At 72.8% G+C, this 13,669-nt stretch carries 13 protein-coding genes; 10 read left to right on the top strand and 3 right to left on the bottom strand.

What is annotated here, in order from left to right; translation table 11 throughout:
* The first annotated feature begins 104 nt into the window (after window positions 1-104).
* Entirely contained in the window at window positions 105-1,088 is a 984-nt protein-coding gene (locus D7M15_RS16100) for an ATP-binding protein (RefSeq protein WP_121518152.1), read from the top strand.
* An 86-nt stretch (window positions 1,089-1,174) separates the two neighbouring features.
* On the opposite strand, the gene D7M15_RS16095 is transcribed toward D7M15_RS16100, so the two are convergent.
* Window positions 1,175-2,437, bottom strand: a complete 1,263-nt coding sequence (locus D7M15_RS16095; RefSeq protein ID WP_121518151.1) for a hypothetical protein — start codon at window positions 2,435-2,437, stop codon at window positions 1,175-1,177.
* 248 nt (window positions 2,438-2,685) lie between these two features.
* On the opposite strand from D7M15_RS16095, the gene D7M15_RS16090 reads away from it, so the two are divergent.
* From D7M15_RS16090 to D7M15_RS16060, 7 genes are all read left to right on the top strand, one after another.
* A complete protein-coding gene (locus tag D7M15_RS16090) occupies window positions 2,686-5,085 on the top strand; it encodes a SulP family inorganic anion transporter (protein WP_121518150.1) in 2,400 nt (799 codons plus the stop codon).
* The gene (locus D7M15_RS16085; RefSeq protein WP_121518149.1) at window positions 5,076-5,264 is read left to right on the top strand and encodes a hypothetical protein; all 189 of its coding nucleotides are present in this window, start codon (window positions 5,076-5,078) and stop codon (window positions 5,262-5,264) included. The genes D7M15_RS16090 and D7M15_RS16085 overlap by 10 nt, the downstream gene beginning before the upstream one ends.
* A gap of 132 nt (window positions 5,265-5,396) precedes the next feature.
* Complete coding sequence (acs, locus tag D7M15_RS16080) at window positions 5,397-7,361, top strand: acetate--CoA ligase (RefSeq protein ID WP_121518148.1); 1,965 nt, start codon at window positions 5,397-5,399, stop codon at window positions 7,359-7,361.
* A gap of 419 nt (window positions 7,362-7,780) precedes the next feature.
* Complete coding sequence (locus tag D7M15_RS16075) at window positions 7,781-8,257, top strand: phage holin family protein (RefSeq protein ID WP_121518147.1); 477 nt, start codon at window positions 7,781-7,783, stop codon at window positions 8,255-8,257.
* Window positions 8,254-9,192, top strand: a complete 939-nt coding sequence (locus tag D7M15_RS16070; protein WP_121518146.1) for an alpha/beta hydrolase — start codon at window positions 8,254-8,256, stop codon at window positions 9,190-9,192. The genes D7M15_RS16075 and D7M15_RS16070 overlap by 4 nt, the downstream gene beginning before the upstream one ends.
* 133 nt (window positions 9,193-9,325) lie before the next feature.
* Window positions 9,326-9,511, top strand: a complete 186-nt coding sequence (locus tag D7M15_RS29060) for a hypothetical protein (protein ID WP_121518145.1) — start codon at window positions 9,326-9,328, stop codon at window positions 9,509-9,511.
* A gap of 597 nt (window positions 9,512-10,108) precedes the next feature.
* On the top strand, window positions 10,109-10,459 hold the full coding sequence (locus D7M15_RS16060) for a WhiB family transcriptional regulator (protein WP_121518144.1): 351 nt from the start codon (window positions 10,109-10,111) through the stop codon (window positions 10,457-10,459).
* Here the strand turns inward: D7M15_RS16060 and D7M15_RS16055 are convergent.
* Entirely contained in the window at window positions 10,438-11,907 is a 1,470-nt protein-coding gene (locus D7M15_RS16055) for an ArsA family ATPase (protein ID WP_206337375.1), read from the bottom strand. The genes D7M15_RS16060 and D7M15_RS16055 overlap by 22 nt on opposite strands.
* Window positions 11,904-12,902, bottom strand: coding sequence for an ArsA-related P-loop ATPase (locus D7M15_RS16050; RefSeq protein ID WP_121518143.1), 999 nt, complete (start codon window positions 12,900-12,902; stop codon window positions 11,904-11,906). The genes D7M15_RS16055 and D7M15_RS16050 overlap by 4 nt, the downstream gene beginning before the upstream one ends.
* Before the next feature lie 64 nt (window positions 12,903-12,966).
* Between D7M15_RS16050 and D7M15_RS16045 the strand changes: the two genes are divergently transcribed.
* Both D7M15_RS16045 and D7M15_RS16040 read left to right on the top strand, forming a co-directional pair.
* Window positions 12,967-13,128 carry a DUF4177 domain-containing protein gene (locus D7M15_RS16045; RefSeq protein WP_003975360.1) on the top strand — a complete coding sequence of 54 codons (162 nt, stop codon included), beginning with the start codon at window positions 12,967-12,969 and terminating at the stop codon, window positions 13,126-13,128.
* Window positions 13,125-13,592 carry a RidA family protein gene (locus tag D7M15_RS16040; protein ID WP_121518142.1) on the top strand — a complete coding sequence of 156 codons (468 nt, stop codon included), beginning with the start codon at window positions 13,125-13,127 and terminating at the stop codon, window positions 13,590-13,592. The genes D7M15_RS16045 and D7M15_RS16040 overlap by 4 nt, the downstream gene beginning before the upstream one ends.
* The last annotated feature ends 77 nt before the right edge of the window (window positions 13,593-13,669 follow it).

The following is a 13,669-nucleotide window of genomic DNA, read 5'->3' as shown; positions in this document are numbered from 1 at the left end:
CGTAAGACCCTACGCACCCGGCCGGACGCCGCGGCACCACGATCGAGTGGTCTTCTTCACTCGCGGTCACCACTCAGCGCGTTCACCTGATTACGCTGACGAACATGAAGATCGCTTTCGTAGGCAAGGGCGGCAGCGGCAAGACGACGCTGTCCGCGCTGTTCGTCCGCCGTCTCGCCGCGCACGGCGTCCCCGTGCTCGCCGTGGACGCCGACATCAACCAACACCTGGGCGCCGCCCTGGGACTGACCGAGGACACGTCCGCCGCACTGCCCTCGCTGGGGGCCCATCTCCCCCTGATCAAGGAGTACCTGCGCGGCGACAACCGGCGGATCATGTCCGCCGAGACGATGATCAAGACGACCCCGCCCGGCGAGGGTTCCCGGCTGCTGCGCGTCATGGAGGAGAACCCGGTCTACGACGCGTGCGCCCGCGCCGTCCCCCTGGAGGGCGGCACCGTACGGCTGCTGGCGACCGGCCCGTTCACCGAGGCGGACCTGGGGGTGGCCTGCTACCACTCGAAGGTCGGCGCGGTGGAGCTGTGCCTGAACCATCTGGTCGACGGGCGCGACGAGTTCATGGTGGTCGACATGACGGCGGGGAGCGACTCGTTCGCCTCCGGGATGTTCACGCGCTTCGACATGACGTTCCTGGTGGCCGAGCCGACCCGGAAGGGCATCGCCGTCTACCGGCAGTACAAGGAGTACGCGAGCGACTTCGACGTCGCGCTCCAGGTCGTCGGCAACAAGGTGCAGAGCCCCGACGACCTCGCCTTCCTCCAGGACGAGGTGGGTGACGACCTGCTGGTCACGTTCGGGCACTCGGACTGGGTCCGCGCGATGGAGAAGGGGCGCCCCCGCCCGCTGGCGGAGCTGGAGGACACGAACAAGCTGGCCCTCGGCGTCCTGCACGAGACGGCGGACGCGTCGTACGCGCGGCGCGACTGGGACCGCTACACGCGGCAGATGGTCCACTTCCACCTGCGCAACGCGGAGAGCTGGGGCAACGCGAAGACCGGTGCCGACCTCGCCGCCCAGGTCGACCCCGGCTTCGTCCTGCGGGAGCACGCGGCGGCGCAGCCGGCCTGAGGCCGTGCGGCCGTCCGCACCACCGGGCCCCGTGCCGGTGCGGACGGCCGCCGCACCGGCACGGGATCCGCGCCGGGTACGCGTGCTCAGGCGCTCGGCGGCGCCGAGGCGGAACGTTTCTTCCCTGGCGCGAGGAACTGCTGCCAGCCACCGGAGGGCTTCTCGCCCACCTCGAGCGTACGGAGCTTGGCGAGCGTCTTCGGGTCCTGCGCGTCGAGCCAGTCGACGAGCTGCCGGAACGAGACGCAGCGGACGTCCTTCTTGCCGCACGTGTCCTCGATCACGTCCTCGATGGCGTCCATGTAGATGCCGTCGTTCCACTGCTCGAAGTGGTTGCCGACGATCATCGGCGCGCGGTTCCCCTCGTACGCCCGCCGGAAGCCGCGCATCAGCCCGTCGTACATCTGCTTCTCGTACGTGTCGTGCATCGCGGCGGGCCCGTTGACCGTCCCGGACTGGTTGACCAGGAAGTTGTAGTCCATGGACAGCGTCTCGAACGCGCGGCCCGGCATGGGCACCTGCTGGAGCGGCACGTCCCACAGGCCCTTCTCCTTGCCGGGCCAGACCTGGGTGCCGTTGCCGCTGGAGTCGTAGCGGAACCCCATCTCCCTCGCGGCCGGGAGGAGGTTCTTGCGGCCCTCCAGGCAAGGAGTGCGGCCGCCGACGAGTTCCTTCTCGTAGTCGAAGGGGAGCGCCTTCTCGTCGGTCCAACGGGTCGTCGTCCGCCAGTTCTTGACGAACCACTTGGCCTGGCCGATCTCCTTCTTCCAGTCCTCCGTGGACCAGCTGTCGACACCTTCGGGGCCGCAGAAGTGCCCGTTGAAGTGGGTGCCGATCTCGCTGCCGTCGAGCCAGGCGCCGCGGAGCTGGCGGAGCGTCGACCGGATGTTGCGGTCGCGGAGGTAGCCGATGTCCGAGGCTCCGGCGTCGTGGCCGGGGGCGCGGTAGCGCTCGCGCTCCTTCTCGGGGAGCAGGTAGATGCCGCTGAGGAAGTACGTCATGGAGATGTCGTTCTTCTTCGCGACCTCGCGGAAGCGGGAGAAGAGGGCGTTGCCGTCCTCTCCGGCGCCGTCCCAGGAGAAGACGACGAACTGCGGTGGTTTCTCGCCGGGTTGGAGCTTCCGTGGGGTCGGCTGGTGGGGTTGCGCGCCGGTGACGGAGGTGGAGCCGTCGCCGAGGAGGCGTGGGGGCGGACCCGCGTTGCGGCCCTCGGCCTGCGCGTCGGGGGCGGCCTTCAGGTCACCGCCGGTGCTCTCGCCCTCGTCCTTGCCGCTGGCACACCCGGCCAGGATCGTCGTCAGTGCGGTCAGTGCCGCCGTGTACGCGGCCCAGCGCCGACTGGCTGTCATGACTCACCTCATTCATATGACTTGTATGACAAGCGCACTTTTGCGGAACCAAAGTGGCATGCCTGAGGTGAGAAACCGGGACAACAAGCCGATCTTCATACTTATTCACTCCTTGGGCGGAAGATCAGCCGCAGCCATCGCCATCGACTTCTCCAAGTCTTTACGCTCCATTACGAACCGTTTACTGAGACTTGAAGTGATAAATCAGCTGTGTCCCGTGACGCGCTTCCGGAGGAGATGACGGACCCATGTCCGCCCACACCCCCGCCCGCACCGCCACCCGCGGCCCCCTCGGCAAACCCGCCCCTCTGAACGCAGCGGACCTCTCCGCGTCCGTGACCGTCTTCCTCATCGCCCTGCCGCTGTCCCTGGGCATCGCGCTCACCGCCGGCGCGCCCCTCCAGGCGGGGCTGGTCGCCGCCGCCGTCGGCGGGATCGTCGGCGGTCGGCTCGGCGGCTCCCCCCTCCAGATCGGCGGGCCCGCGGCGGGGCTCACGATCGTGACCGCCGACCTCATCCACGTGTACGGGTGGCGGGCCACCTGCGCCCTCACCGTCGTCGCCGGACTCGCCCAGCTCGCCCTGGGCTTCCTGCGCGTGGCCCGTTCCGCGCTGGCGGTCAGCCCGGCGATCGTCCACGGCATGCTGGCGGGCATCGGCGTCACCATCGCGCTCGCCCAGGTCCACATCGTGCTCGGCGGCGACCCGGCCGAGTCCGCGATCGACAACGCCCTGGCGCTGCCGGGCCAGTTGGCCGACCCGCACCCGGCCGCCCTCACCGTCAGCACGGTGACCGTGGTCGTCCTCCTCGGCTGGCCGCGGCTGCGGCAGCGGTGGGCGCCGGGCGGTGTCCTCGGCAAGGTCGTCCGCGGCGTGCCCGCCGCGCTCGCGGCGGTCACCCTGGCCACCGCCGTCGCCGTGCTCTCCGGGATGAGCGTGCCGCTGGTGCACCTGCCGTCCTGGCGCAGCCACGCCCTGCCGGAGGCGCCGGACGGGCCCGTGTTCGGCATGATCGCGGCCGTGCTGACGGTCGCCCTGGTGGCGAGCGTGCAGACGCTGCTCTCCGCCGTGGCCGTGGACAAGCTGACGGCGAAGCGCACCGGGGACGAACGGGTCCCCACCACCGACTTCGACCGCGAGCTGCGCGGCCTCGGCATGTCCAACATCGTGTCCGGCGCCCTCGGCGGGCTGCCGGTCGCCGGGGTCGCCGTGCGCAGCACGGCGAACGTGGCGGCGGGCGCCGTCAGCCGCAACTCCGCGATCCTGCACGGCGTGTGGGTGCTGCTCGCCGCCGGGCTGCTGGTGGGAGTGCTGGAGCTGATCCCGCTGGCCGCGCTGGCCGCGCTGGTGATGGTCGTCGGCGTGCAGATGGTCAGCATCACCCACATCCGTACGGTCACCCGGCACCGCGAGTCACTGGTGCACGCGGCGACCACGCTCGGGGTGGTCCTGCTCGGCGTGCTGGAGGGCATCGCGATCGGCGGCGCGGTGGCGGTCGTCCTGGCGCTGCGGCGGCTCACCCGTACGCGCGTCACCTCCGAGGTGGCGGACGGGGTCCACCGGGTCCGGGTGCGCGGGCAGTTGACGTTCCTGGCGGTGCCCCGGCTGAGCCGTACGCTCGGCCAGGTGCCCGAGGGGGCGGACGCGGTGGTGGAGGTAGACGGGTCGTTCATGGACCACGCCGCCTTCGAGACGCTCCAGGAGTGGTGCGCGGCCCACGAGGCGCAGGGCGGGAGCGCGCGGCTGACGAGCCGTTCCGGCAGGCAGATCGCCGAGCCGGACGCCGCGCACAGCTGCTCGCCCTGGACGCCCTGGCGGAACCACCAGTGCACCAGCCCGCCGGAGGAGCACGCCGAGCAGACGCCGCGCCGCGGCCAGTTGCTCGGCGGCGTACGGAACTTCCAGCGGACCACCGCGCCCCTCGTACGGGAGGAGTTGGCGCGGCTGGCGCGCGAGGGCCAGCAGCCGTCGCAGCTCTTTCTCACCTGCGCGGACTCGCGCCTGGTCACCAGCATGATCACGTCGAGCGGCCCCGGCGACCTCTTCACCGTGCGGAACGTGGGCAATCTGGTGCCGCTGCCCGGGGAGGACGGCGCGGACGACTCGGTGGCGGCGGCGATCGAGTACGCGGTCGACGTGCTGAAGGTCGGTTCCATCACCGTGTGCGGGCACTCGGGCTGCGGCGCGATGGGCGCGCTGCACTCCGCCCTCACCGAGGGGGCGGCGGGCGCGGGCGCCCCGGGCGGCCCCGGCACACCGCTGGGCCGCTGGCTGCGCCACGGCGCGCCGAGCGTGCGGCGGCTGGCCGCCCAGGGCGGCGCGGCGCCGCGGCTGGCGACCCGCGAGCTGGAGGGCACGGAGCTGCTCTGCCTGACGAACGTGGTGCAGCAGCTCGAACACCTCGCCGCGCACGAGTGCGTGGCCCGGCGTCTGGCGGAGGGCCGCCTCGAACTGCACGGCATGTACTTCCACGTCGGCGAGGCCCAGGGCTACGTGCTCGACCACCCGGACACCGGCACGCATACGGACGGGACGGCGCGGCGGCCCGCCGTGTTCACGCCCGTGCACCCGGAGGAGGTACGGGGCGGCTTCCGGGCCCTGGTGCCGGGTGCGGCCCGTACGCGGCGCGCGGGACCGGGATGCCCCTGACCGGGTGGTCCGGGGAGGACGCGACCCGCGCGCGGGTCGCGTCCTCCCGCCTCCGGGTGCGCGTGCCGCACGGCTCGTACGGGCACGCCTCCTCCGTACGGGCCGCCGCCGACACTCCCGTACGGACCGCCGCCTTGTCCGCGCGCGCGGACGGGAAGTGGCCGTGCGTCAGCTCCTGACCGGCCGGGACCGGACCGCCGCCGCCGCCGCAACAGGTCTACACCAATTTTCCACAGGGCCCTTGTCACGAGGCACCCCGGCTGATGAGCTAGGCGCCGGGACACATCGGACACCCGGGAATGGGAGCAGTCGTGAGCAACGAGAGCCTGGCCAATCTGCTCAAGGAGGAGCGGAGGTTCGAGCCGCCCGCCGAGCTGGCCGCCGCCGCCAACGTGCAGGCCACGGCCTACGAGCAGGCGGGTGCCGACCGGCTGGGCTTCTGGGCCGAGCAGGCGCGCCGTCTGAGCTGGGGCACGGAGCCGACCGAGACGCTGGACTGGTCGAACCCGCCCTTCGCGAAGTGGTTCGCCGACGGCAAGCTGAACGTCGCGTACAACTGCGTGGACCGGCACGTCGAGGCCGGACACGGCGACCGGGTCGCGCTGCACTTCGAGGGCGAGCCCGGCGACACCCGCACGATCACCTACGCCGACCTCCAGCGCGCCGTCTCCCAGGCGGCCAACGCGCTGCTGGAGCTGGGCGTCACGGCGGGCGACCGGGTCGCGATCTACATGCCGATGATCCCGGAGACGGTCTTCGCGATGCTGGCGTGCGCCCGTATCGGCGCCCCGCACTCGGTGGTCTTCGGCGGCTTCTCGGCGGACGCGCTCGCCACCCGCATCGTGGACGCCGACGCCAAGCTGGTCATCACCGCGGACGGCGGCTACCGCAAGGGCGGCGCCAGCGCGCTCAAGCCCGCCGTGGACGAGGCGTTGACGCGGCCGGGCACGGACTGCGTGGGGAACGTGCTGGTCGTACGGCGCACCGGGCAGGAGGACGTCGCCTGGACCGAGGGCCGCGACGTGTGGTGGCACGAGGTCGTCGACCGGCAGTCGGAGGAGCACACGCCGGAGCAGTTCGACGCGGAGCACCCGCTGTTCATCCTCTACACCTCGGGCACCACCGGTAAGCCGAAGGGCATCCTGCACACCACGGGCGGCTACCTCACGCAGGTCGCCTACACCCACCACGCCGTCTTCGACCTGAAGCCGGAGACCGACGTCTACTGGTGCACGGCCGACGTCGGCTGGGTGACGGGCCACTCGTACATCGTCTACGGGCCGCTCGCCAACGGCGCCACCGAGGTGCTGTACGAGGGCACCCCCGACACCCCGCACAAGGGCCGCTGGTGGGAGGTCGTGCAGAAGTACGGCGTCACGATCCTCTACACCGCGCCGACCGCGATCCGGGCGTGCATGAAGTGGGGCGACGAGATCCCCGCGAAGTTCGACCTGAGCAGCCTGCGCGTGCTCGGCTCGGTGGGCGAGCCGATCAACCCGGAGGCGTGGGTGTGGTACAGGCACCACATCGGCGGCGACCGTACGCCCGTCGTGGACACCTGGTGGCAGACGGAGACCGGCGGCATCATGATCAGCCCACTCCCGGGCGTGACCACGGCCAAGCCGGGTTCGGCGCAGGTGCCGCTGCCGGGCATCTCGGCCACCGTCGTGGACGACGAGGCGCGGGAGGTGCCCGACGGGGGCGGCGGCTACCTGGTGCTCACGGAGCCGTGGCCGTCGATGCTCCGTACGATCTGGGGTGACGACCAGCGGTTCCTGGACACGTACTGGTCGCGCTTCGAGGGCAAGTACTTCGCGGGCGACGGCGCCAAGAAGGACGACGACGGCGACGTCTGGCTGCTGGGCCGGGTGGACGACGTGATGCTCGTGTCCGGGCACAACATCTCCACCACGGAGGTCGAGTCGGCGCTCGTCGCGCACCCGAAGGTCGCCGAGGCGGCCGTGGTCGGCGCGACCGACCCGCAGACGACGCAGGCGATCTGCGCGTTCGTCATCCTGCGCGGCGAGGCCGCGGCGGAGGAAGGTCTCGTCGACGAGCTGCGGCAGCACGTGGCGAAGCAGCTCGGGCCGATCGCCAAGCCGAAGCGCATCCTGCCGGTGGCGGAGCTGCCGAAGACGCGCTCCGGGAAGATCATGCGGCGGCTGCTGCGCGACGTGGCGGAGAACCGCGCCCTGGGCGACGTCACCACGCTGACCGACTCGTCGGTGATGGACCTCATCCAGGCCAAGCTGCCGGGCGCGGCCAGCGAGGACTGACCGGGCCCGTACGGCGGGAGCGGCGACCCCCGGGTCGCGGCACCACAGGGGCATCCGGGCGTACGGCCGCCACAGGCCGTACGCCCGGGTGCCCCTTCCGCTTCCCCCTGACGCCGACACCGACACCGACACCGGCGCTGACGGGGCGTGGGGCGCCCCCGGCGGTACGGACAGCGCGTACGGTCGTGCCCGAGGGCACCACCGCCCGCGCCACCACCGCCCGCCCGCGCGGCGGTCGGGCCGCCGAAGTGGCAACGGGCGGGGGCTCGACGGACGATGATGGTCCGGCATGATCTGACCGACGGGTAACCGACGGGCGCCGCCCCGCTGGAGGAACGTCACCGCGCGTCGGACGGCCGGGGGGTGGACCCGGGCATCCAGGGCAGAGAGACGAAGAACAGAGAGACAGGGAGACACCGATGAGCGCAGCCGACGACGGCCGCAGCCTCGGCCAGTTGGTCGCCTCGGCCACGACCGAGCTGTCCGCACTCGTGCACGACGAGATCGCGCTGGCGAAGGCCGAGCTGCGGCAGGACGTGAAGCGCGGGGCGATCGGCAGCGGTGCCCTGGTCGTGGCCGGGGTGCTGGTCCTCTTCTCGCTGCCGGTGCTGAGCTTCGCCGCGGCGTACGGCATCCACAACCTGGGGCTCGGGCTCGCGTGGTCGTTCCTGATCGTGGGTGGCGCGTTCATCGTGCTGGCCCTGCTGCTCGGGCTGGTGGCGAAGATCGTGCTGAAGCGCATCGAGCCGCCGAAGCGTTCGATCGCCTCGGCGAAGGAGTCCGCGGCCGTGCTGTCGAACGTCAAGCCGCACCCGCGCCCGCTCACCGTCGGCGCCGACGTGCGCCCGGGTCCGAGCCTCGACAAGCCGGACGTTGTGACACGCTCTTCGGTATGACGCTCCCCGACAGCTCCGCAGATCCCGTACGGCTCCAAGGCCCCTGGGTCCACCGGGACGTGGCGGCCAACGGGGCCAGGTTCCACATCGCCGAGATGGGCGAGGGGCCGCTGGTGCTGCTGCTGCACGGCTTCCCGCAGTTCTGGTGGACGTGGCGGGAGCAGCTGCCCGCGCTGGCCGACGCGGGCTACCGCGCGGTGGCGATGGACCTGCGGGGGGTGGGCGGCAGCGACCGTACGCCGCGTGGCTACGACCCGGCGAACCTCGCGCTGGACGTCACCGGCGTCATCCGTTCCCTCGGTGAGCCGGACGCGGCGCTGGTCGGGCACGACCTCGGCGGCTATCTGGCGTGGACGGCGGCCGTGATGCGGCCGAAGCTGATCCGTCGGCTGGCGGTGGCGTCGATGCCGCACCCGCGGCGCTGGCGGGCGGCGATGCTCGGGGACGTACGCCAGACGGCGGCGGGCTCGTACATCTGGGGCTTCCAGCGGCCGTGGCTGCCGGAGCGTCAACTGGTCGCGGACGACGGCGCGTTGGCGGGCAGGCTGGTACGGGAGTGGTCGGGGCCGCGCCGCGAGCAGCTGGCGGGCGACGACGCGGCGGTGGCGGCGTACGAGCGGGCCATCCGCATCCCGTCGACGGCGCACTGCTCGGTGGAGCCGTACCGCTGGATGGTGCGCTCGATGGCCCGGCCGGACGGCATCCAGTTCAACCGGCGGATGAAGCGGCCGGTGCGGGTCCCGACGCTGCACCTGCACGGTTCGCTCGACCCGGTGCTGCGGACGCGCAGCGCGGCGGGGTCGGGGAAGTACGTGGAGGCGCCGTACCGCTGGCGGCTGTTCGACGGGCTGGGGCACTTCCCGCACGAGGAGGACCCGGCGGCGTTCTCCGGCGAGCTGATCGACTGGCTGCGGGACCCGGAACCGGACCGCTGACAGGGCCGTGTGACGGCCCGTCATCAAGCGCCCACGGGGCGCGGTCCGGGCGTCGCACATGTGCCCGCGACATAGGCCGAAAGCGTGGCGCGGGCGCGGTTACCGACCTTGGGGCAGGGGCAGAGTCCGGGGTATGGGCTGGACGCACGACTATCGTGACGTGGCGCGCAGGCGCATCGCTCCGAGGGGGCGACGTTCCGTACGGCGCGCCGGTGGTCCCCTGGACCGACCCGCGCGGAGTTCCGCGCTGGGAATCCCCCGCATCCTCCAACGCAGGGCCCGCTGGTTCGGAGCACGGCTCCGGCACACGCGGAGCTGAGCGCGGGCGCGGCGGGCGGGAGCGGCACCGTCCCGGGTCTCCGGGCGCGGGCCGTCGCACAGGCGCGCCGTGGGGCGGCCGTACGCGGGTCTGCGTGCGCCGGGGGCCGTACGGGCGCGGGCTGACGTACGGCGCCCGTTGACGTACGCCGCCGCCGTGCGGCGCTGAGCCGTGCCCGGCGGGCACAACCGTGGGGCTGAGGCTCACTCAGCGGCGTCCCGGCGCACGGCCCCGCGCATTGGTCGCGCGCCACCGGCGCACAGGAGTGCGCCGTTCTCCGGACAGGGGCGCACCTGTTCGCATACTCTGGAACACCTGCGCCCCGGCGCCTGCGCTTCACTCTCCGAACACCCCTGGCTGACGTGCGACTTCCGCGCTCGTCGCGCCGCGTCGTACCTGGCGGAACGTTCAGCTCGCCGCCACGTCACTCCGGTGGGTGATCTGTCGCGCACCCATAGTCCGTTCGGGCCATTCAAGATTGGGCCCCCCGGGGGTGTTGCACCCTGCTCGCCTTCCGTAACGTCCTCAACTGGCAACGGTGAATATGCCGTTCGCCGCCGTGGGGGAGCCTCGATTCGGGAGAGGACGGCACCGGCAATGAGCTGGGTAACCGACTGGAGTACGAAGGCGGCCTGCCGCAGCACCGATCCGGACGAACTGTTCGTGCAAGGCGCGGCCCAGAACCGCGCCAAGGCGGTCTGCACCGGATGTCCGGTGCGTACGGAGTGCCTCGCGGACGCCCTGGACAACCGGGTGGAGTTCGGCGTGTGGGGAGGGATGACCGAGCGGGAACGGCGCGCACTGCTGCGTCGGCGTCCGACGGTCACCTCGTGGCGCAGGCTGCTGGAGACGGCGCGCTCCGAGTACGAGCGGGACACGGGCGGACTGCCCATGGACCTCGACTCGATGGAGGAGGACTACGACACCTACGCCGTAGCGGCGGGCTGACCGCCCGGACCGCCCGGCCCCGCGTCCGCGGGCCCCGCCGGTCCTCCCGGTCCCTCCGTCGACTCCGCGAGCCGTTCGCCGATCGTGCGCAGACCCGCCAGGTCGTGCACGTCGCCGGGCAGCGCGGCGACCTCCGTGACGGGCACCTCCGGGTGCAGCGCCGCGAACCGGTCCCGCGTGCGACGCTCGCGTGCGAGCACGCGCATGCGTGCGGCGTGCAGGCGCAGCAGCGCCGCGGTCAGGCGTTCCGCCCCGTCCCGGGCGGCGTCCCCGGCCGCACCGTCCGGTCCGCCGGGCGTGCCCGCCGTCGCCTCGGCCCGCTCCGGGTCTGCGGCGGATCGTTTCGCTCCAGGCTCCGCCCGCACGTCCTCCCGTGCCGGGCCCGCCCGTACGGGGGCTTCCCCACCGGCGTCCTCCCGCCCCGGGCCCCCGCGTTCCGCGTCCCGTTCGCCGTCCAGTCCCCCGTCCGTACGGCCGCCCTCCTCCAGGCCCTCGGTCAGGCCCTCCGCCGCCGCCAGCGCCCGTTCCGCGCTGAGGTGTGCGGCGGCGCCGCCGCCGTGCACGCGGTTGAGCACCAGGCCCGCGAGGGGCATGCGGTCGGCGGCGAGGCGTTCCACGAAGTACGCGGCCTCGCGCAGCGCGTCCCGTTCCGGCGCGGCGATCACCAGGAAGGCGGTGCCGTTGGCCTGGAGCAGCCGGTACGTGGCGTCGGCGCGCGTGCGGAAGCCGCCGAACATCGTGTCCATGGCCGCCACGAACGTCTGCACGTCCCGCAGCAGCCCCGCGCCCAGCAGCTTGTTCAGCGCGCCCGTGAACATCGACAGCCCGGCCATCCCCAGGTGCACGAACTTCATCCCCGCGCGCCCGCCCGCCTTCGCCGGGGCGGACAGCATCCGGATGAACGTGCCGTCGAGGAACGACCCGAGGCGCTTCGGCGCGTCCAGGAAGTCGAGCGCGGAACGGCTCGGCGGGGTGTCGACGATGATCAGGTCCCACTCGTCGCGGGCCCGCAGCTGCCCGAGCTTCTCCATCGCCATGTACTCCTGGGTGCCCGCGAAGCCCGCCGACAGCGACTCGTAGAACGGGTTCTCCAGGATCGCGCGGGCCCGGCCCGGGTCCGCGTGCGCCTCGACGATCTCGTCGAACGTGCGCTTCATGTCGAGCATCATGGCGTGCAGCGCGCCGCCCGCCGAGCGGTCGATCCCCGGCACCTCGCGCGGGGTGTTGTCCAGCTCCGTCAGGCCCATCGACTGGGCCAGCCTGCGGGCGGGGTCGATGGTGAGGACGACCGTACGGCGCCCCCGTTCCGCCGCCCGTACGCCCAGGGCCGCGGCGGTGGTCGTCTTCCCGACGCCGCCCGCGCCGCAGCAGACCACGATGCGGGTGCCGGGGTCGTCCAGCAGCGGGTCGACGCGCAGTGCGGGTACGTCCGCCAGGTCCGCGGTCACTTGTGCGCCCCCTGTTCGCGCAGGGCGGCCGACAGGCCGTAGAGGCCCGCCAGGTCGCCGCCGTCGGTGAGCAACTCCAGCTCGTACACCGGCAGTTCCAGCCGGTCGATCTCGGCGCGCTGGGCGCGTTCCAGGGCGAGCCGTTCGGCGTGCTCGCGGCCCTGCCGCAGCAGCGGGGTGACGAGGCGTTCCGCGCGGCCGCCGCGCTGGGCTCCGCCGAGACCGGCGCGGGAGAGGGCGGCGGCCAGTTCCGTACGGAGGGCGGGGTCCGCGTCCGGTCCGGCCGCCGCGAGTCCGGCCAACTCCTCGTCGAGGAGCGGCGGGCGCACCATGTTGACCAGGACGCCGCCCACGGGGAGGCCCGCGGCGCGCAGTTCGGCGACGCCGTCGACGGTCTCCTGCACGGGCATCTCCTCCAGCAGCGTGACCAGGTGCACGGCCGTCTCCGGGGACTTCAGCACCCGCATGACGGCCTGCGCCTGGTGGTGCACGGGCCCGACCTTGGCGAGCCCGGCGACCTCGTCGTTCACCCCGAGGAAGCGGGTGATGCGGCCGGTGGGCGGCGCGTCCATGACCACCGCGTCGTACACGGGGCGCCCGCGCCGGTCCCGGCGGCGTACGGCCTCGCACGCCTTGCCCGTCAGCAGCACGTCGCGGAGGCCGGGGGCGATGGTGGTGGCGAAGTCGATCGCGCCGATCTTGCGGAGGGCGCGGCCGGCGCCGCCGAGCTTGTAGAACATCTGGAGGTAGTCCAGCAGGGCCCGTTCGGCGTCGATGGCGAGCGCGTGGACCTCGCCGCCGCCGTGCGCGACGGCGATCTTGCGCTCCTCGTACGGCAGCGCCTCCGTCTCGAAGAGCTGCGCGATGCCCTGCCGCCCCTCGACCTCGACCAGCAGCGTACGGCGGCCCTCGCCCGCGAGAGCCAGCGCCAGCGCGGCGGCGACCGTCGTCTTGCCCGTACCGCCCTTACCCGTCACTACGTGCAGCCTGCTCACGCTGTGGAGCCTAAACCGTCGGGCACCCCGGGGGCCGCTCGGGGAAAGGGCTTAGGGTCGTGCCATGACGAAGTGGGAATACGCGACCGTGCCGCTCCTCGTGCACGCCACCAAGCAGATCCTGGACACCTGGGGGGAGGACGGCTGGGAGCTGGTCCAGGTCGTCCCCGGGCCGAACAACCCGGAGCAGCTCGTGGCGTACCTCAAGCGGGAGAAGCAGGCATGAGCGGGACGGTCGAGGCGAGGCTCGCGGAGCTGGGTCTGACCCTGCCGGACGTACCGGCCCCGGCGGGCGCGTACGTGCCGGCGCTGCGGTCCGGGGTGTACGTGTACACGGCGGGCCAGGTGCCGTTCGTGAACGGCGCGCTGCCCACGGCGGGCAAGGTCGGCGCGGAGGTCTCGCCGGAGCGCGGCAAGGAACTCGCCCGCGTCTGCGCGCTCAACGCGCTGGCCGCCGTCAAGACCGTGGCGGGCGACCTGGACCGGATCGCGCAGGTGGTCAAGGTCACCGGATTCGTCGCCTCCACCCCGGACTTCACCGGTCAGCCGGGCGTCCTCAACGGCGCCAGCGAGCTGCTCGGCGAGGTGTTCGGCGAGAAGGGGCGGCACGCGCGGAGCGCCGTGGGCGTGGCGGCGCTGCCGCTGGACGCGCCGGTGGAGGTCGAGCTGCTGGTGGAGCTGGCGGACTGACCGTACGGGCGGGCGTACCGGCGGCCGGGGCGGCGGGCGTACGGGCGGGGCGGAGCGCTCTCGAACATCGGCGCGAC

The sequence above is a fragment of the Streptomyces sp. Z26 genome (assembly GCF_003665095.1).
In the GTDB taxonomy this organism is placed as follows: domain Bacteria; phylum Actinomycetota; class Actinomycetes; order Streptomycetales; family Streptomycetaceae; genus Streptomyces; species Streptomyces phytohabitans.
Note: the sequence above shows the minus strand (reverse complement) of the source record. Positions and strands in the feature narration are given on the sequence as shown.

Bases quoted from the DNA above. Each gene is read 5' to 3' on its own strand.
- D7M15_RS16045 (WP_003975360.1), top strand. From the start codon at position 12,967: ATGACGAAGTGGGAATACGCGACCGTGCCGCTCCTCGTGCACGCCACC.
- D7M15_RS29060 (WP_121518145.1), top strand. From the start codon at position 9,326: ATGGGCTGGACGCACGACTATCGTGACGTGGCGCGCAGGCGCATCGCT.
- D7M15_RS16040 (WP_121518142.1), top strand. From the start codon at position 13,125: ATGAGCGGGACGGTCGAGGCGAGGCTCGCGGAGCTGGGTCTGACCCTG.
- D7M15_RS16070 (WP_121518146.1), top strand. From the start codon at position 8,254: ATGACGCTCCCCGACAGCTCCGCAGATCCCGTACGGCTCCAAGGCCCC.
- D7M15_RS16060 (WP_121518144.1), top strand. From the start codon at position 10,109: ATGAGCTGGGTAACCGACTGGAGTACGAAGGCGGCCTGCCGCAGCACC.
- D7M15_RS16075 (WP_121518147.1), top strand. From the start codon at position 7,781: ATGAGCGCAGCCGACGACGGCCGCAGCCTCGGCCAGTTGGTCGCCTCG.
- D7M15_RS16100 (WP_121518152.1), top strand. From the start codon at position 105: ATGAAGATCGCTTTCGTAGGCAAGGGCGGCAGCGGCAAGACGACGCTG.
- D7M15_RS16095 (WP_121518151.1), bottom strand. From the start codon at position 2,437: ATGACAGCCAGTCGGCGCTGGGCCGCGTACACGGCGGCACTGACCGCA.
- D7M15_RS16090 (WP_121518150.1), top strand. From the start codon at position 2,686: ATGTCCGCCCACACCCCCGCCCGCACCGCCACCCGCGGCCCCCTCGGC.
- D7M15_RS16085 (WP_121518149.1), top strand. From the start codon at position 5,076: ATGCCCCTGACCGGGTGGTCCGGGGAGGACGCGACCCGCGCGCGGGTC.